Origin of the sequence: Streptococcus dentapri (assembly GCF_042649885.1) — a bacterium.
Classification (GTDB): Bacteria; Bacillota; Bacilli; order Lactobacillales; family Streptococcaceae; genus Streptococcus; species Streptococcus dentapri.
In genome coordinates, this window is record NZ_JBHSAC010000069.1 from 1 (window position 1) to 18,973 (window position 18,973).

General features: G+C 39.2%; 20 protein-coding genes. All 20 read left to right on the top strand.

From position 1 onward, the window contains the following. On the top strand, positions 1 to 768 hold a 768-nt coding region (locus tag ACFOSE_RS08185; protein ID WP_380432338.1), incomplete at its 5' end, for a TipC family immunity protein. A gap of 24 nt (positions 769 to 792) precedes the next feature. Beyond that, complete coding sequence (locus tag ACFOSE_RS08190) at positions 793 to 1,461, top strand: TipC family immunity protein (protein WP_380432340.1); 669 nt, start codon at positions 793 to 795, stop codon at positions 1,459 to 1,461. Next, positions 1,458 to 1,871, top strand: a complete 414-nt coding sequence (locus tag ACFOSE_RS08195; RefSeq protein ID WP_380432341.1) for a hypothetical protein — start codon at positions 1,458 to 1,460, stop codon at positions 1,869 to 1,871. Before ACFOSE_RS08190 ends, ACFOSE_RS08195 begins: the two co-directional genes overlap by 4 nt. 1 nt (position 1,872) lies before the next feature. Then, complete coding sequence (locus ACFOSE_RS08200) at positions 1,873 to 2,595, top strand: TipC family immunity protein (protein WP_380432343.1); 723 nt, start codon at positions 1,873 to 1,875, stop codon at positions 2,593 to 2,595. Position 2,596: 1 nt separating this feature from the next. Then, the gene (locus ACFOSE_RS08205; protein WP_380432344.1) at positions 2,597 to 3,307 is read left to right on the top strand and encodes a TipC family immunity protein; all 711 of its coding nucleotides are present in this window, start codon (positions 2,597 to 2,599) and stop codon (positions 3,305 to 3,307) included. A gap of 671 nt (positions 3,308 to 3,978) precedes the next feature. Beyond that, positions 3,979 to 4,860: a tRNA pseudouridine(55) synthase TruB gene (truB, locus tag ACFOSE_RS08210; RefSeq protein ID WP_380432345.1), complete on the top strand. Its 882-nt coding sequence runs from the start codon at positions 3,979 to 3,981 to the stop codon at positions 4,858 to 4,860. Positions 4,861 to 4,867: 7 nt separating this feature from the next. After that, complete coding sequence (locus tag ACFOSE_RS08215; RefSeq protein WP_380432346.1) at positions 4,868 to 5,779, top strand: bifunctional riboflavin kinase/FAD synthetase; 912 nt, start codon at positions 4,868 to 4,870, stop codon at positions 5,777 to 5,779. Between the two features lie 78 nt (positions 5,780 to 5,857). Further along, the gene (locus tag ACFOSE_RS08220) at positions 5,858 to 6,274 is read left to right on the top strand and encodes a Spx/MgsR family RNA polymerase-binding regulatory protein (RefSeq protein ID WP_380432348.1); all 417 of its coding nucleotides are present in this window, start codon (positions 5,858 to 5,860) and stop codon (positions 6,272 to 6,274) included. Further along, positions 6,267 to 6,545 carry a UPF0223 family protein gene (locus tag ACFOSE_RS08225; protein WP_380432350.1) on the top strand — a complete coding sequence of 93 codons (279 nt, stop codon included), beginning with the start codon at positions 6,267 to 6,269 and terminating at the stop codon, positions 6,543 to 6,545. The genes ACFOSE_RS08220 and ACFOSE_RS08225 overlap by 8 nt, the downstream gene beginning before the upstream one ends. After that, positions 6,535 to 7,299 carry an inositol monophosphatase family protein gene (locus ACFOSE_RS08230; RefSeq protein ID WP_380432351.1) on the top strand — a complete coding sequence of 255 codons (765 nt, stop codon included), beginning with the start codon at positions 6,535 to 6,537 and terminating at the stop codon, positions 7,297 to 7,299. The genes ACFOSE_RS08225 and ACFOSE_RS08230 overlap by 11 nt, the downstream gene beginning before the upstream one ends. Before the next feature lie 39 nt (positions 7,300 to 7,338). Beyond that, complete coding sequence (locus ACFOSE_RS08235; protein ID WP_380432353.1) at positions 7,339 to 8,649, top strand: RsmF rRNA methyltransferase first C-terminal domain-containing protein; 1,311 nt, start codon at positions 7,339 to 7,341, stop codon at positions 8,647 to 8,649. Positions 8,650 to 8,788: 139 nt separating this feature from the next. Then, positions 8,789 to 9,661, top strand: coding sequence for a phosphate ABC transporter substrate-binding protein PstS family protein (locus tag ACFOSE_RS08240; protein ID WP_380432354.1), 873 nt, complete (start codon positions 8,789 to 8,791; stop codon positions 9,659 to 9,661). A 9-nt stretch (positions 9,662 to 9,670) separates the two neighbouring features. After that, on the top strand, positions 9,671 to 10,606 hold the full coding sequence (gene pstC / locus ACFOSE_RS08245) for a phosphate ABC transporter permease subunit PstC (protein ID WP_380432355.1): 936 nt from the start codon (positions 9,671 to 9,673) through the stop codon (positions 10,604 to 10,606). Next, positions 10,596 to 11,483: a phosphate ABC transporter permease PstA gene (gene pstA / locus ACFOSE_RS08250; protein ID WP_380432357.1), complete on the top strand. Its 888-nt coding sequence runs from the start codon at positions 10,596 to 10,598 to the stop codon at positions 11,481 to 11,483. Before pstC ends, pstA begins: the two co-directional genes overlap by 11 nt. A 12-nt stretch (positions 11,484 to 11,495) precedes the next feature. After that, entirely contained in the window at positions 11,496 to 12,299 is an 804-nt protein-coding gene (pstB, locus tag ACFOSE_RS08255; RefSeq protein ID WP_380432358.1) for a phosphate ABC transporter ATP-binding protein PstB, read from the top strand. A gap of 11 nt (positions 12,300 to 12,310) precedes the next feature. Then, complete coding sequence (pstB, locus tag ACFOSE_RS08260; RefSeq protein WP_380432360.1) at positions 12,311 to 13,069, top strand: phosphate ABC transporter ATP-binding protein PstB; 759 nt, start codon at positions 12,311 to 12,313, stop codon at positions 13,067 to 13,069. 36 nt (positions 13,070 to 13,105) lie between these two features. Next, positions 13,106 to 13,759 (top strand): phosphate signaling complex protein PhoU, encoded by a 654-nt coding sequence (gene phoU, locus ACFOSE_RS08265; protein ID WP_380432361.1) that lies wholly within the window; start codon positions 13,106 to 13,108, stop codon positions 13,757 to 13,759. A gap of 180 nt (positions 13,760 to 13,939) precedes the next feature. Then, the gene (locus ACFOSE_RS08270) at positions 13,940 to 16,492 is read left to right on the top strand and encodes a M1 family metallopeptidase (RefSeq protein ID WP_380432363.1); all 2,553 of its coding nucleotides are present in this window, start codon (positions 13,940 to 13,942) and stop codon (positions 16,490 to 16,492) included. A 294-nt stretch (positions 16,493 to 16,786) separates the two neighbouring features. Further along, positions 16,787 to 17,461, top strand: a complete 675-nt coding sequence (locus ACFOSE_RS08275; protein ID WP_380432365.1) for a response regulator transcription factor — start codon at positions 16,787 to 16,789, stop codon at positions 17,459 to 17,461. Further along, entirely contained in the window at positions 17,451 to 18,836 is a 1,386-nt protein-coding gene (locus ACFOSE_RS08280) for a sensor histidine kinase (RefSeq protein ID WP_380432366.1), read from the top strand. Before ACFOSE_RS08275 ends, ACFOSE_RS08280 begins: the two co-directional genes overlap by 11 nt. The last annotated feature ends 137 nt before the right edge of the window (positions 18,837 to 18,973 follow it).

Genomic DNA, 18,973 nt, shown 5'->3' on the forward strand with positions numbered 1-18,973 from the left:
TGGGATTTAGCGGTATACTGTAAGTGGCTCATTAGGACTACCTCCTGTTTGTTTTGTCACTTACAGTATAGTCCTTTTGGGCTTTTTATTGTCGTTGAAAATCAACTAGCACCACGAGTATTAGTTAGTTTATCCATCTTGCTTTTAACTGGTTTTATTGCCTTATATGTCTTAAACTATCAGACCCGTCAAAAAAGTGCCAATATTTTTGATGAGATATATTTTGTTGAATCCTCTAAAACATTAGAAATTTCCCATTTGGGACGAATTGGTTTTTCAAAAGTTGATGGGTTAACATCTTCTGCGGGAGGAACAGATAGTATCGGTAGACCAATTTTTCCAGGTTCTGTCTATAAGAAACATAGTTATTACTCCAATAACCTCAAAAAATTGCGTACTTTGGAAATTTATACCTTTTATAAAGGAGAAGAAGATCAGCTGTATATTTTTATGAGCCAAAATTTAAGTCATGGTGATACGCTAGATATTGCTTATAACTATGATATAAATACGAAAGTTCTATCTCAAAAGGTAATGATAAATTTTAGAGGCAAGAATTATCGAAATTACTCAGAAAATCCTACAGTTGTTTCTAAAACTTTAAAAGCAAATGGTTGGACCCTAGAAAGGGCATCTAAATATGGTGATAAGATATTGAAAGAAAAAGTATTAAAAGATTGGTGTTCTGTTTATGACAGTCACTATAGCCCATCTCATTGGGGAAAAGTGAAGGTTGTGAACACATGGAAAAATGCGGAAGAAGAATGATACCTATGTCAAGAGAATAATGATATGAAACGGCGTTATAAGATACTACTAAGTTTTCTGCTGATTTTGCTTTTTATTGGTTTTATTGCCTTAGCTGTCTTAAACTATCAGACCCGCCAGAAAAGTACCAATATTTTTGATGAGATATATTATACTGAAACCTCACCTTTTGTAAATTTTTCCAGGTTTGGACAAACTCGTCTGGGAACCAAAAAAGATGTAGTAACAATCAAAAGGGCAAAAAATTCAGAGGGAATTGAAGCTGTTGAAGCTGCTAATTTTGTCGAGAACTATCAAAACCTATCCAAACCAACCTCTTCAATTCAATTGGCCTTTTTCGTCCCACCAAAATCTTTATATAAGAATGGCTATTTAACCATCAATATTGGCTATCAAATGAAAGATGGGAATACGATTGATGTTTTATATGGCTATTCTCCCAACAAAAAGATTCTTAAGAGACAGGTTGTTCAAAATTATTGGCGGGATGGTTATTCAGAAAAGAAATCGACGGTTCTTCAAACATTAAGTGCTAATCACTTACACTTAGCAGATGTTTATTCCTATAGTGACAACATTTTAAGGGAAAAAGTATTGAAAGATTGGTGTTCTATTTATAACAGTCACTATAGTCCATCTCACTGGGGCAAGGTGAAGGTTGTTAATACGTGGGAAAGTGCTAAAGAGGAATGATCCCCCATGCAACTGTATATGCTTACTATAAGAAAAATCTACTCTTTGATGGTGAACAAAATAGATATGCGGGATACTACGGCGATTTAACGATTTCAGGGGATATTTCGATGAACAATGGGGACTATCATGCAGATCTAGATGCGGTGAACCTCTATAATCAATTAAAAGGAGGCAAAAATCTTGTCACTTCTATGAATACCTATTTTGACAAAGTAGAATCTGACGATAGTTATCGTGCTGAACAGTTTGTGACCAATATTGGCGATGGTGATTATGACAAAGGTATGAAAATTCTTGAGTCAGAGTATGAAGTCTATACCTTTCAGGCGGGGGAAAATCCCTTGTTCAAAGACTTTATTGACAGTCTTGAAGAGAAGAGTGATGACTTAATAGCGGATGGTAAATGATATGCGTAAGGAATTTAAAATTTTATTAGGCATTGGCAGTATATTGTTTATTCTATCTATGATTTTCTCAGTGCATTATTATACTCATCAGCGTAAAATTCATGACAAAAGTCAAAATATTTTTGATGAAATGTATTATGATGTTTCTCTTTCTTCGACGAAATTTTTTACCTTATGGGAACCGCGTCTAAATAAAATTGATGGTATCAGTACCGATTATCGCGGGAAACTTAATTCAAAAGTACCTGTATTACCTTTAATTCCTAATGTTAAATATACCTACCAAAAACATTATTTGAAACCAAATCAACAAACTGCTGTCCGTATGGCATTTTATTATCCACCAGATACGATGTACAAGAATGGAATAGTTCAATTCTCCACAAATTGGATTTTAGATGATCGTTATAAAATCGGTATTGACTACTACTATAATGTCAAAACTAAAGTCTTGTCTAAGTCTTTTTATATTGTAAAAAAAGATGATATTTTATATACAGCAGCTAATGCTTCTGAAATAGTCAATACACTAAAAGAAAATAATATTTCTAAAACGGATATCTATAGTTATGGGGACTCTATTTTGGAAAAATACTTCTTAAAAAAATGGGTTGCCTCCTACCACAGCTACTTTTCACCAAATACTAGGGGATGGGGAAAAGTAGAAGTCAAGGAAGTTAAAACAACATCAAATGATGATTTAGAGGAGCTGACATCAAAGTGATATGAAACGACCTTATAAGATACTATTAGTTAGTTTATCCATTTTGTTTTTGTCTTATTTAGTTACGCTATTTGTCTTAAACTATCAGACCCGCCAGAAAAGTACCAATATTTTTGATGAGATGTACTATGACGAGACTTCTTTTGCGACTCGAGTTTTCCATCTTGGGGGGACTCATTTTAATTATGTAAAAGATGTTAAAGCTTATTACAGAGGTCGTGGTGATGAGGGAGCTATTCCTATTGAAGCTGCTAATTCTGATTATCGTTATGATAAGTCTTCGTTAGAGAAAGATAGACAGTATCTGGATATTGATTTTTATTACCCCCCTGATACTTTATATGATGATGGTATTGTTAGATTTTCTACAAATTGGGTTTTAGATGGTCACCATGAAATTGGTGTTGACTACTACTATAATGTTACAACAAAAGTTCTGTCTAAATCATATTATATTTATGTGTCTCAGCGTGATGAGATTCTATACACAGGTGAGCAGTCCTCTGAGATTGGTAGCATACTGAAAAAGGAGGGAATTTCTGAAGTAAAGATCTACCATTACGGTGACAAAAATCTGCACAAGATTTTAAAGGACTGGTCTTCTGTCTATCACAGTCGCTTTTCACCAAATATTGAACACTGGGGGAAAGTAGAGGTCAGGGAAGTTCGAACTACTTCAAATGATGATTTAGAGGAGCTGACATCAAAGTGATATGAAACGGCTTTATAAGCTATTATTGGCTATTCTGATGAAGAACGACTACAAGAACTTGAAGAGGCTTACAAAATAAATGTCACTACTGATCGAAAACGATTACAAGAATTATTGGATCAGTTCTATGGTAAAACTGACTTTGCCCATACCAGCGCAACTCTTGCAGCTTACTATAATTTCTGTCTAGTTTAGTGTAACCTATTCAAGAAGTCCAGAAGACCTTGATTTAACTCTTGGGCAATTCTGTGATGTTAAATACCCTTGGGCGTACAACTAGTAAAAGGTGTTGAGGGTGAGATACAGAACATTCTGGGCATGCTGTGTATGTTTTCAAGCAGGAAAATCTAGCCTTGTGTACCGCTCTTTTGAGGATTCGTTGAATTTTAGCGAATTATGTTAAACTAAAGAGTGAATAATATCAGGCGAATATTATTCAAGGTTTAATATCAACTGCGTTTGCTGGGCCAGTTTAATATTCATTTATAAACACAAGGAAGATCTGCTATCGTCAAGGTGGAAAAGGAGTGAGTCCCTCATTGTCAAACATTTGATAAAGAAGAGGAGCAACAAGTGGAGAGGGAAATCAAGAGAGTGATCTGGTAAGACAAACCCTCATATCAGATAATCAGCAGCTTTATTTTATGCTTTAAAAAAGGTATAATAGCAACATGATGAACGGTATTATCAATTTGAAGAAAGAGGCTGGGATGACCAGTCATGATGCAGTTTTCAAACTAAGAAAAATTTTACAAGAAAAGAAAATTGGACATGGTGGTACGCTGGACCCAGATGTTACTGGTGTTCTACCGATTGCAGTTGGCAAGGCGACTAGGGTCATTGAATATATGACGGAGGCTGGTAAAGTCTATGAAGGTGAAATTACACTCGGTTTTTCCACGGCCACTGAAGATGCTAGCGGAGCTGTTTTGAAAATGACACCAGTAGCAGCAACATTAACAGCGCAAGAAGTTGATCAAGCTCTGACCCATTTTCTGGGAGTTATCATACAAATTCCTCCCATGTACTCTGCTGTTAAGGTCAATGGTCGTAAGCTTTATGACTATGCACGTTCTGGTGAGACTGTTGAGCGTCCCCGACGCCAGGTTGTGATTAGCGAATTTGTCAGAACTTCACCTTTGAAGTTTGAGGATGATACTTGTCGTTTTGATTTTAGAGTTTCCTGTAGTAAGGGGACTTATGTTCGTACGCTGGCTGTTGATTTGGGAGCTAGTCTCGGCTATGCTAGCCATATGTCTGCTCTCAAGCGGACAGTTTCAGCAGGTTTGCGGCTAGATCAAGCGCTGACTTTAGCAGAGATTACAGATAAAGTGGCTGGGGAAGATTATTCTTTTTTACTACCGATAGAATATGGTATACGAGACTTACCAAGGGTAGATTTATCAGAAACTGATAAAAGAGAAATTTCTTTCGGCCGTTTTATTGAGCTGGATCGTCAAGAAGAGTTACTCGCCGCCTTTTATGATGGGAGAGCACTAGCTATATTAGAGAAGCGCAAGCGGTTCTATAAGCCACGAAAGCTACTAGTTTGAGGTAAGCATGGAAATCATCACAATAAAAAATCATAGCGATATTTATCAAAAAGAGGATACAGTCCTCGTTTTGGGCTATTTTGATGCTTTGCATAAGGGACATAAGGTTTTGTTTGAACAGGCTAAAAAAATAGCAGAAAAAGAACAGTTAAAGGTGGCTGCTTTAAGTTTTTTTGAATCCCCCAAATTAGCATTCTCTCGTTTTGAACCTGATCTTCTCAATCACCTGACCTATCCCGAAAAGCGTTATAGCAAATTTGAAGAATACGGCGTTGATTACTTATACTTGACTAATTTTACCAGCGACTTTTCCCAAGTCAGTTCGGATGATTTTATCAAAACATATATTAAAAACTTGCGTGCCCAAGCAATTGTTGTCGGCTTCGACTATAAGTTTGGTCATAATCGGACCGATGCTGATTATTTATCGAGAAATTTCAAGGGGCAGGTTGTTACGGTAGATGCAGTTAAGCAAGATGGCGAAAAAATTTCTTCGACCCGTATTCGTCAGCTGATTGCAAAAGGTGAAGTTGCCCAAGCTAATCAGCTTTTAGGCTATGAGTTTTCAACTCGGGGTCTTGTTGTTCACGGTGATGCCCGCGGTCGAACAATTGGTTTTCCAACAGCTAATCTAGCACCGATAGATAGAACTTTCCTGCCAGCTGATGGTGTTTATGTGACAGATGTGTTGGTTAAGGGGCAGCGCTACCGCGCTATGACCAGCATTGGTAAGAATGTAACCTTTGGTGGCAGAGAGCTGAGGCTAGAGGCTAATATTTTTAATTTTGATGGTGATATTTACGGGGAAAAACTTGAACTCATCTGGTTGGATAAAATTCGTCCTATGATTAAATTTAAAGGTATTGATGAGCTGGTCCAACAGCTTTACACAGATCAGAAACTTGCTAAAAGTTGGTAGTGACACCAAAATAGAGCTAGTAATTTTATATTTTTTTGGTATAATGTTCAGCATGAAAGGGGTTTAAGGTTTGACTTTATGATCACACTATTTTTATCGCCTAGCTGCACTAGTTGTCGTAAAGCCCGAGCTTGGCTGACCAACCATGAGGTAGCTTTTCAAGAACACAATATTATTACCAGCCCTCTATCCCAAAAGGAACTGTTGGCTATATTAACTCTGACAGAGAATGGGACAGAAGATATCATCTCTACTCGTTCGAAGGTTTTTCAAAAACTAGATATAGATGTTGAGGAATTATCCATTTCGGCCCTTATTGACTTAATCGCCAAAAATCCTAGCCTGCTTCGCCGTCCAATTATTTTAGATAAAAAACGTATGCAAATTGGTTTTAATGAAGATGAAATTCGTGCCTTTTTGCCACGTGATTATCGCCAACAGGAATTGCGCCAGGCAACAATTAGAGCAGAACTAGAAGGGAATGCTGATGACTAAGAATTATTCCTATCCGCTTGATCCTTCCTGGAGCACTGATGATATTGCAGCAGTGCTTTCTTTTTTGAATCAGGTTGAGGCTGCTTATGAAAGCAGGAGTGAGGCGACTAACCTCTTGCAAAACTATCAAGCATTTAAAAGGGTTGTTCCCAGTAAAATGCAGGAGAAGCAAATAGATCGAGAGTTTGAAGCTAGCAGTGGTTATTCAATCTATCGAGCTGTTCAGGCAGCAAAAGAAAAAGGGAAAGGATGGATTTTTCTTGGAAGCTAAATTTAAATTTGCTCAAGACTTGATTCGACAGGCAGCTGTTTATGTTCGCCAACGGATGACAGAAGATCTTCAAATTGAACAAAAGAGTCAGTTTGATGATTTGGTGACCAATATTGATAAGGATTCTCAGGATTTTATGGTTGAGGCTATTCAAAAGGCTTATCCTGATGATAATATTCTGGGAGAAGAAAGCGAGCTCTACGCCGATTTAAAAGATGGTCACGTTTGGGTCTTAGACCCTATTGATGGAACAGTTAATTTTGTTGCTCAAGGACGTGATTTTGCCATTATGATCGCTTATTACGAGGATGGGGTTGGCCAATTTGGTCTTATCTATGATGTCGTGTGCGATAAATTATACAGTGGAGGGGGAGAGTTTGAAGTATCCTGTAACGGTCGAACCCTATCTCCTTATCAGTCTAGGCCATTGAATCGTCAGCTAATCGGTGCCAACGGTCGCATGTATGCCAGTAATTATCTAGGATTAGCCGATTTTGCTAGTAAAGTATTGGGGGTCCGTGTTCTGGGAAGTGCTGGTATCAGTATGTCACGGGTTCTGGAAGGGCAGCTGCTGGCTTATTTTTCAGCCATTTCTCCTTGGGATTATGCAGCGGCTAGTATCATGGGACAAAAACTGGGCTATGAGCTCTTGACCATGACAGGTGAACCCTTGGATTACGAGAGTCGGCAAGCCGTTATGTTTATTCCAAGAGCAGAAGAAGCGTTAATTAAAAGAGATATTAAAAAGGGTTAGAGGCTATAAACCTCGGCTCTTTTTTGATATAATAAGGATATGACTCTACCTAAAGATTTTATTGAGAAATACCAAGAAATTTTAGGAGCTCAAGCTCAGGAATTTCTAGCAAGTTTTGAACAAGAGCCAGTATCTGCCTTTCGGACTAATCCTCTAAAGAAAGCGCAAAAAGTTTTTCCGGAATCTATCCCTCGAGTCCCGTGGGGACATTATGGTAAGATTTCAGGGAAATCAGCAGACCATGTTACAGGGCTAGTCTATTCACAAGAACCGGCTGCTCAGATGGTTGCTCAGATAGCAGCGCCACAAAAGGGAATGAGAGTCTTGGATTTAGCGGCAGCACCTGGCGGGAAAACAACTCACTTGCTTAGCTATCTTGGCAATACAGGCTTGCTAGTCAGTAATGAAATTTCTAAAAAACGCAGTAAGATTTTAGTGGAGAATGTGGAACGCTTCGGAGCTCAAAATGTACTTGTTACCAATGAATCTCCTCAACGTCTAGCCAAGACTTTTCGAGATTATTTCGATTTAATTGTTCTTGATGCTCCTTGTTCAGGTGAAGGTATGTTTCGTAAGGATCCCGATGCTAGTCGGTACTGGCACAAGAATTACCCCGCTGAATGTGCTAGTCTCCAGCGAGAAATTTTAGTTGAAGCGATGAAAATGCTGGTACCGGGTGGTCGTCTGGTCTACTCAACCTGTACTTGGTCGCCAGAAGAAAACGAAATGGTGGTGTCTTGGCTCTTAGAAACATATGATACCTTGGACTTGATCCCTATCCGCAAAATCAATGGAATGGTTGATGGTATCGGAATACCAGAAGTGGCTAGGATGTACCCTCATCTCTTTAAAGGCGAGGGACAATTCATAGCTCATCTGCAAGATGGACGTCAACTCTCAGCTAAGAGAAATAAAATAAAGTCTGCGACGAGTAGACTTAGTCAAGAACAAAAACGCCTCTGGCAAGATTTTTCTAAGGACAACTTGATAACAGAGCCAAGTGGTACCCTACAGACCTTCGGTGATGAACTCTATTGTCTACCTGCAGAATTACCGGATGTATCTAAACTTAGAATTGCCCGCAATGGCTTGCATCTAGGGACCTTTAAGAAGAAGCGCTTTGAGCCTTCTTTTGCCCTCGGTTTAGCTCTGACTAGCGATCAGGTGAAGCGATCTGTTGCCTTAACAGACCAGCAATTTCGTAGCTATGTTTCTGGTAATCCCCTTGCTTTAAATGTGACCTATCTCAACGGTTGGTATCAGCTTTTAGTAGATGGCAATGGTGTTGGATTCGCAAAGATTGTTGGTTCAACAATCAAGAATTTTTTCCCAAAAGGTTTACGTTTTTGAAGATGTAACAGTTCTATTACAATAAAAAACCTTATATATCCAAAATAGCAGTAATGTGTTATTATTAGAAGTGGAAGTTTGATACTTCCAAGGATAGTTTTATCAACTCAATTTTGAAATTTAAAAACAGGATTCTAATATGAAAAAATGGAATAAAAATCGCTGGTCTCTCTTAGTGATTATAGGAGCGGCTCTCTTGTGTCTATCTGCCTGTGCAAGTTGGATTGACAAGGGTGAAAACATTACCAGTGTCGGATCAACTGCCTTGCAGCCTCTTGTTGAGGGAGCTTCCGATAGTTTCTCTGAAAAAAACAAAGGCAAGACCATTAATGTCCAAGGGGGCGGATCTGGCACAGGTCTGTCTCAGGTGCAGTCGGGTGCGGTCCAAATTGGAAATAGCGATGTTTTTGCTGAAGAAAAAAGTGGAATTGATGCTAGCAAATTAAAGGACCATCAGGTGGCGGCTGTAGGCATTGCTGTGATTGTTAATAAAAAAGTTAGCCAGGAGAATCTCACGATTGAGCAACTTAGAAAGATTTTTACTGGCGAATATACCAACTGGAAACAGTTAGGCGGTGATGATATGGAAATCACTATCATCAATCGTGCAGCCGGTTCAGGTTCGCGTTCTACCTTTGATAGTGTCATTATGGATGGTAAGTCCAGTAAGCAGAGTCAAGAGCAGGATTCAAATGGTATGGTACGTTCAATCGTTTCGCAAACCCCAGGTGCCATTTCCTACCTCGCTTTTCCTTATATTGATAATTCTGTTTCTACGATTAAAATCAATGGTTATGAGCCAACTGCGGCTAATGTAACAACTAATAATTGGGTTCTTTGGTCCTATGAACACATGTATACTAAAGGTGAGGCTAAGGGCCTGACTAAAGAATTTTTAGACTATGTTCTTAGCGATGAAGTGCAAAAAGGTGTCGTTAAAGATATGGGTTATATTTCCATTAACGATATGAAAGTCACTAAAGACGCTGAAGGTAATGTGAGAGCAAAATAAGGAGTTTCCATGAAAAAACAGAATTTGGCAGAGCAACTAACCTCGCCATCTAAAAATTCGCGTCTGGAAAAATTTGGGCGGACAATCACCTTTCTCTGTTTAGCGCTAATTGCCCTTATTGTGGCCATGATTTTAATTTTTGTCGCTCAAAAAGGGTTATCAACTTTCTTTGTTAATGGCGTTAATGTTTTCGATTTTTTGTTTGGAACTAAATGGCAACCCTCGGTTAAAGATTCCCATGGGCAATATATTATGGGAGCTCTGCCAATGATTGCTGGTTCCTTCATCGTTACTATCTTGTCAGCCTTAATTGCAACCCCTTTTGCTATTGGAGCTGCAATTTTTATGACGGAAATTTCACCTAAAAGAGGGGCTAAATTATTGCAGCCGACCATTGAGCTTTTGACGGGGATTCCATCCGTTGTTTATGGTTTCATCGGTCTGCAGGTTGTCGTACCTTTTGTTCGTACCCTGTTTGGTGGTACGGGATTTGGTATTCTATCAGGAGTTTTTGTTCTCTTTGTTATGATTTTACCGACTGTTACTTTTATGACGACAGATAGTCTACGTTCGGTTCCGCGGCATTATCGTGAGGCTAGTCTAGCTATGGGAGCTACTCGGTGGCAAACAATATGGAAGGTGACCTTGCATACCGCTAAACCAGGTATTTTTACGGCGGTTGTCTTTGGTATGGCACGTGCCTTTGGTGAGGCTTTAGCCATCCAGATGGTTGTCGGTAACTCAGCTGTTATGCCAACTTCTCTCTTGACACCTGCCTCAACTCTGACATCTGTTCTTACAATGGGAATTGGAAATACTGTCATGGGAACTGTGCAAAACAACGTCCTCTGGTCATTGGCCTTGGTGCTCTTGATTATGAGTTTAGCCTTCAATATGCTGATGAGATTCATCACTAGGGAGAAAAAAGTAAACTATGAACGCTAAAAAAATTGACAAGCTAATGACGGCCGTCCTCTATGCTATTGCTAGTATTATCGTAGCAGTATTAGCAGCCTTGATTCTCTATATTTTAATCAGTGGTCTACCACATGTCAGCTGGCACTTTCTGACAGGGAAATCATCATCCTATCAAGCCGGTGGCGGTATCGGTATTCAGCTTTATAATTCGCTGTTTTTATTGGTGATTACGCTGATTATCTCTGTTCCTTTATCTATGGGAGCAGGTATCTACCTCTCTGAATATGCTAAAAAGGGACGTTTGACCGATTTTATTCGGACCTGTATTGAGATTTTATCATCACTGCCTTCTGTTGTAGTGGGGCTATTTGGTTACCTGATTTTCGTTGTGCAATTCCAGTATGGCTTTTCTATCATTTCTGGTGCCCTAGCCCTAACTGTCTTTAATCTTCCGCAGATGACGCGGACAGTTGAAGATAGTCTGCGCAATGTTCATCATACACAACGTGAAGCAGGTTTGGCTTTAGGTATTTCACGCTGGGAAACAATCCTTCATGTTGTTATACCAGAAGCTATTCCAAGTATCGTAACAGGTGTTGTCTTAGCGTCTGGTCGGATTTTTGGTGAAGCAGCAGCTCTCATCTACACTGCTGGCCAGTCTGCTCCAGCCTTAGATTGGGGGAACTGGAATCCACTCAGCATCACGAGCCCGATTTCGATTTTCCGTCAATCGGAAACTTTGGCTGTTCATATTTGGAAGGTTAATAGCGAAGGGACAATTCCAGATGCTGCCAAGGTATCAACTGGTAGTGCTGCCGTACTCCTGATTTTTATCTTGATTTTCAACCTATCTGCCCGCTATCTGGGTAAGAAATTACATGCTAGATTGACATCTGCAAAATAAGAGGAGAAAGATATGACTGAATATAATTGGAATGAACGCCATATCATGACCTTTCCCGATAGAGAATTGGCTCTGGAAACAAAAGATTTGCATGTTTATTACGGTCAAAATGAGGCCATCAAGGGGATTGATATGCAGTTTGAAAAAAATAAAATCACTGCCTTCATCGGTCCGTCTGGTTGTGGTAAATCAACATTTTTACGCAGTTTGAATCGAATGAATGATACCATTGATATCGCTAGAGTAACTGGTAAAATTATCTACGAAGGAATTGATATTAATCGGTCGGAAATCAATGTTTATGAAATGCGTAAGCACATCGGTATGGTCTTTCAACGCCCTAATCCATTTGCTAAGTCCATTTATAAAAATATTACTTTTGCCCATGAGCGCTCTGGTGTTAAGGACAAGCAAATTCTCGATGAAATTGTGGAAACTTCCCTTAAGCAGGCTGCTCTCTGGGATCAAGTGAAAGATGACCTTCATAAATCAGCCTTCACACTCTCTGGAGGACAACAACAGCGACTCTGTATCGCGCGAGCTATTTCAGTGAAGCCTGAAATTCTACTGATGGATGAACCCGCTTCGGCTCTCGATCCTATTGCAACTATGCAGTTGGAAGATACCATGACGGAATTGAAAGAGAATTATTCAATTATTATTGTTACACACAATATGCAGCAGGCTGCTCGTGTCAGCGATTACACCGCCTTCTTTTATCTGGGGGACTTGATTGAATATGACAAGACAGCTAAAATTTTCCAAAATGCGCAATGTGAGTCGACTAGCGATTATGTCTCAGGACGATTCGGATAGAAAGGAATCTTATGACAGAACCAATCTTGCAGGTTAAAGATCTGTCGGTTTATTACAATAAGAAAAAGGCCCTTAATAATATCACGATGGATTTCTTACCCAATGAAATTACAACTCTGATTGGTCCATCGGGTTCTGGAAAGTCAACGCTGTTGCGGGCTATAAATCGTATGGGTGACCTCAATCCAGAAGTGACTTTGACGGGAGCTATCACCTATAATGGTCACAATATCTATGGACCACGTACAGACACTGTCGAACTTCGTAAAGAAATCGGTATGGTCTTTCAACAGCCTAATCCTTTTCCAATGACAATTTATGAAAATGTCACTTATGGCTTGCGTATCAAAGGGGTCAAGGACAAGGCTATTCTGGATGAAGCGGTAGAAACATCTTTGATTGGAGCCTCTATCTGGGATGAGGTTAAGGATCGTTTGCATGATTCAGCTCTCGGCCTATCTGGTGGTCAGCAGCAGCGTGTTTGTATAGCTAGGGTTTTAGCGACCAGTCCTAAAATTATCTTGATGGATGAGCCAACTTCGGCTCTTGATCCTATTTCATCTGGGAAAATCGAGGAAACTCTCTATAGCCTAAAAGATGAATACACAATGCTTATCGTAACCCGTTCGATGCAGCAGGCTTCTCGGATTTCAGATAAGACAGGTTTCTTTCTCAATGGTGATTTGATTGAGTATAATTCTACCAAAGAGATGTTCCTCAATCCTGCCCATGAAGAAACAGAAGACTATATTAGTGGTAAATTTGGCTAGTTAAAAGCCTTCCCAATAGACAGGAAAGAAAATCTTATGTTACGTACACAATTTGAAGAAGAATTAGATAAATTACATAATCAATTTTATGCCATGGGAACTGAAGTCAGCGCCCAGATCAGTAAAACTGTTCGTGCTTTCATCAGTCATGACCGTGAACTTGCCAAAGAAGTTATCGATTCTGACGATATTGTCAATAATTATGAGACCAAGTTAGAACAAAAGTCTCTTGAAATCATTGCTTTGCAGCAACCTGTTTCAATTGATTTACGCACGGTTATTACAGTTCTCAAGGCCTCTAGTGATGTCGAACGTATGGGAGACCACGCTTCGGCCATTGCTAAAGCAACCATTCGTATGAAGGGTGAGGAGCGTATTCGTGAAGTTGAAGAATCTATCAATAAAATGGGGCGTGCTGTCCGTGATATGGTAGAGGAGGCTTTGAATGTTTACATTAAATCGGACGAAGCTGGAGCTTACGAAGTGGCTGCCCACGATGAGATTATTGATGAATTATTTGTTGAGACACAAAACATGACAGTAGAAGCGATTCGTGAAAATCCTAATGCAGCCTTTGCCGCTAAGGAATACTTCCAGGTCTTGATGTACTTGGAGAGAATAGGGGATTACGCTCGTAATATTTGTGAGTGGGTTGTCTATCTTGAAACCGGAAAAATCATCGAACTTTGAGATCAGATGTGTTATAATGGGAAATTGAAGTAAGAAGTTTTATCTTTGATAACTTATATTTGCGTCTGTACTAAAGGTATAGAGAGTGGCAGTAACCTTAAATCTTTTTGAGGTTTGTCCACTCTCTTTTAGCGAAAATACAATAAAAGTTTACAACTTTTAAAGGAATTAAGGAGTTTTATGAATTCTGTAGAACACTTTATCGAAAAATTTGTGCCTGAAAATTATAATATTTTTCTGGATATTAACCGAGCAGCTAAAACATTTTCAGGTAATGTTGCTATCAGCGGTGAAGCTCTAGATAGTCAAGTTTCCTTCCACCAAAAAGACCTCTTAGTAACATCTGTACTTTTAGATAATCAGGAAGTTGCTTTCAGTCTTGATGATGAAAAAGAGGCTGTACATCTCGAATTGCCAGAAACTGGTAGTATGACTCTGGTACTGGAATTTTCAGGTCATATTACAGATAATATGACTGGTATTTATCCATCTTACTACACTGTTGACGGAGTTAAGAAAGAAATCATTGCTACGCAATTTGAAAGCCACTTTGCACGCGAGGCCTTCCCTTCCATTGATGAACCAGAGGCTAAGGCAACCTTTGACTTGGCTATTAAATTTGACCAAGAAGAAGGTGAAATCGTTCTTTCTAACATGCCTGAAGTCAATCTTGAACTTCGTCAAGAAACAGGCGTTTGGACTTTTGATACTACCCCACGCATGTCTTCCTATCTATTAGCCTTTGCTCTTGGTGACTTACAGGGCAGGAAAGCCCAAACTAAGAATGGTATTGAAGTAGGTATCTTTGCAACGAAGGCCCATGAGTCAGCATCATTAGATTTTGCCTTGGATATCGCTGTACGTGTCATCGATTTTTATGAGGATTATTACGGTGTTGCTTATCCAATTCCTCATTCTTACCATTTGGCATTACCTGATTTCTCAGCAGGAGCGATGGAAAATTGGGGTCTAGTAACCTATCGCGAGATATATTTGGTTGTTGATGAGAATTCAACAGTCAGCAGCCGCCAACAAGTTGCACTGGTTATTGCCCACGAGTTGGCTCACCAATGGTTTGGTAACCTAGTTACCATGAAATGGTGGGATGATTTATGGCTGAATGAATCCTTCGCCAATATGATGGAATACGTTTCTGTTGATGCTATTGAGCCCAGTTGGAATATCTTTGAAAATTTCCAGACAACTGGTGTCCCATTGGCACTTAAGAGAGACGCGACAGATGGTGTTCAATCAGTTCATGTTGCCGTCAATCATCCCGATGAGATCAATACCCTTTTTGATCCAGCTATTGTCTATGCCAAAGGAAGCCGTCTTATGCATATGCTACGCCGTTGGCTAGGCGATAAAGACTTTGCAGCAGGATTGAAGGTCTACTTTGAGACACATCAATATGGCAATACAGTCGGTCGAGATCTCTGGAATGCTCTATCATCTACATCTGCTAAAGATGTAACCAGCTTTATGGATGCTTGGTTAGAACAACCTGGTTATCCTGTAGTGACGGCTCAAGTTATCGACGATACTCTAGTATTAAGCCAAAAGCAATTTTTTATCGGTGAGCATGAAGACAAGGGACGCCTCTGGCAGATTCCTGTCAACAGCAACTGGTCTGGTCTTCCTGACTCGCTAACAGAAGAAAGGGTTGAGATTCCTAATTATTCCGGCTTAGTGGCCCAAAATCATGGCGCTCTGCGCTTGAATACTGATAATACCGCCCACTATATCACCAATTATCAGGGAGATTTGTTTCAAGATATCCTGTCCGATTTTGCGAATTTGGATAAGATATTTAAATTGCAAATTTTACAAGAGCGACGTTTGCTAGCTGAAAGCGGAGAAATTTCTTATGCAGATTTGGTGGAGCTCTTGGATAGACTGCCAAATGAATCTTCTTTCATGGTTGCAGCAGCAGGTGAGCAAATCATTTCTGGCTTGGAGCGCTTCCTTGATGAAGGGACTGAGACTGAAAGAGCCTTTAAGGAGCTCATTAAAGAAGTGGCAGGACAAAACTTTGCCCGTCTTGGTTTTGAAAAAGGTGAGAATGAAGCTGATGAAGATGAAATGGTACGTCAGTCTGCTATTGGCTTGATGTTGAAAGCTGATGATGCAGACGCTATTGCTCAGGCACATACTATTTTCAGCAATCATGCAGAAAACATTGAAGCCCTTCCAGCCTCTATTCGCTCAGCTGTTTTGGTTAATGAAATGAAGCATGTTGAAACTCCTGCCCTAGTTGAACAATTTCTTGCTGCTTATGTTGCAAGCAACGATGGTAATTTTAAACGTCAATTAGCCCAGGCTCTCTCCTATACAAAGGATGAAGCAACTCTCACCCATCTTTTGAATCAGTGGAAAAATAAAGATGTTATTAAACCGCAAGATTTGTCTACTTGGTACGCTTACTTCCTGAAGCAGCCATTTACACAAATGCTTGTCTGGAATTGGGCTAAGGACAACTGGGATTGGATCAAAACTACTTTAGGTGGTGATATGAGTTTCGACCGCTTTGTTATCTATCCTTCTAATGAGTTTAAAACCGCAGAAGGTTTGGCCGAATACAAGGCTTTCTTTGAGCCTCAATTAGAAGACAAAGCTATTGCCCGCAATATCACCATGGGAATTAAAGAAATTGCTGCTCGTGCTGATTTGATAAAAAAAGACAAGGCAGCTGTAGAAATGGCTATAGACCTAGCAGCTAAGAAGTTGAAGTGAGCTAACTTTGTTAGATTATAAGTAGAAAAAGAGCAACCGGAATCAAAAAATTAGCTATTTGATTCTGGCTGGCTCTTTTTTGTCTTGCTTTTTTCTTATAAAATTAGAGGTGAATGCTTCTTTTTTCTCATGATTTAGTTTATAATACTTGATAATGCTTACCTATCAGGACTTTTCCAGAAAACTTTTTAGAACATTTATTAGCAAATGAAATTTTTTTGTATCTGAGTAAAGCGTTGCTACGACAAGCCACTGGAATTATGATAAGATAGAAAAAGGAAAAGGAGGGTTAATATGATTAAAATTTTATTAGTAGAAGATGACCTCAGCCTGTCTAACTCCATCTATGATTTTTTAGATGATTTTGCAGAAGTTAGTCAGGTCTTTGACGGTGAAGAAGGCCTATTTGAGGCCGAGACAGGTGTTTATGACCTGATTCTTTTAGATTTAATGCTCCCCGAAAGAGATGGTTTTGCGGTCCTCAAGGATCTAAGGGAAAAAGGGATTATAACGCCTGTACTTATTACAACAGCCAAGGAAGATTTAGATGATAAAGGGCATGGTTTTGAATTGGGGGCTGATGACTATCTGACCAAGCCTTTCTATTTGGAAGAGCTAAAGATGCGGATTCAGGCCCTGCTCAAACGCTCAGGTAAACTCAATAGCAGTAACCTCAGCTATGGTAATCTGATATGTGATACTTCCACTAATACTGTGACAGTTGATGGCGAAGTTGTTGAACTTTTGGGCAAGGAGTTTGATCTCTTGGTCTATTTCCTTCAAAATCAAAATGTTATCCTACCCAAAAACCAAATTTTTGACCGTATTTGGGGCTTTGACAGCGATACAACTGTATCTGTTGTCGAAGTCTATGTATCTAAAATCCGTAAAAAACTTAAAGGTACAGATTTTGAAAAGAATCTGCAAACACTACGCAGTGTGGGGTATATCCTAAAGGATGCTGAATAAGTTAAAACAAGGCCTATTTTCGGAAGGTTTCTCAACCTTTGCGCATTTCTTATCCATTTTTACCATCATTTTCGCTGTGATGACTATCTTGATTTTACAAATCATGCAAATCGGAGTCTATTCATCGGTGGATGATAGTATCAATAAAGCAGCTGACAATGCCGATTCCTATATCTATATGAATATGTACAAGGCTAGCTTTTATTCAGCTTTTGATGAACGTGATGCTGCAGATATCTCTATTTTTACAGATGGTGATGATTTTTTAGGAAATGGCGGAACAATAGATGCTCCCATGAATGATACTAACAACTCAGCTGCCAACAAATCGCATGTTGAAGCCAATGGGACTATCGAAACAGTTCTTTATGATCACAATGGAAAAATTCTCAATAGTTCAGAAGTTTTTTCAGGACTTAGCAAGCTAAAAATGGATAAAAATTTGCTTAACAAGATTAATAAAATTAGTCTGAGTGGTAACTTTCAAGAACAAGAACATTATCGATATAAAACGATAGCAGTGAAAGATGAGAATTTTCCAAAAGTAGCCTATGTAACAATTGCTATTAGTGTCAACCAGTTAAATGCTGTCAATCACCGCTATCGCATTATTATCATTTCCGTGATGGCTGTCTTTTGGATTTTATCCATTTTTGCTAGTGTATACTTAGCTAACTGGTCGCGCAAACCGATTTTAGCTGCCTATGAAAAGCAGAAGAACTTTGTAGAAGATGCCAGTCACGAATTAAGGACACCTTTGACAGTCTTGCAAAACCGTCTGGAATCCCTTTTTCGCAAGCCAGATGAAACCATCCTAGATAATTATGAAACCATTGCCTCGAGCTTGGAGGAAGTGCGCAATATGCGTATTCTAACCACCAATCTGCTGAACTTAGCAAGACGGGATGATAAGCTGAAACCTGAAATCGAAGAGATTGGCTCAGACTTTTTTGATACCATCTTTGAAAACTATGAGATGATTGCCGTGGAAAATGGTAAGGTCTTTACCTTTAGCAATGAGACGAATGGGTCTATCAGGTCTGACAAAACCTTGATTAAGCAACTTATGACGATTTTATTTGATAATGCTGTAAAATATACGAATCAAGATGGTGCTATTGACATTAAGGTATTAACCAAGGACAAGAGATTATCAATTATCGTTTCTGATAACGGGTCAGGGATTAGCGATGAGGATAAGGTTAAAATTTTTGATCGCTTTTATCGGATTGATAAAGCTCGAACGCGTCAAACTGGAGGTTTTGGATTGGGCTTATCTTTAGCCAAGCAGATTGTAGAGGCTCTAAAGGGAACAATTACTGTTAGAGATAATCAGCCTAACGGAACTGTGTTTGACATCAAAATCAATATATAAGAAAGTCTAGATAAAACTGGGTCCTGAAAGGGCTCAGTTTTTTCATAAGAATTTATCCAATAGAATTGATAGCGATGTTTACTCTTACGATAGCTAGAAAAAGAACCCAACTTTTTTACAGTTTATGGGCTGATAAC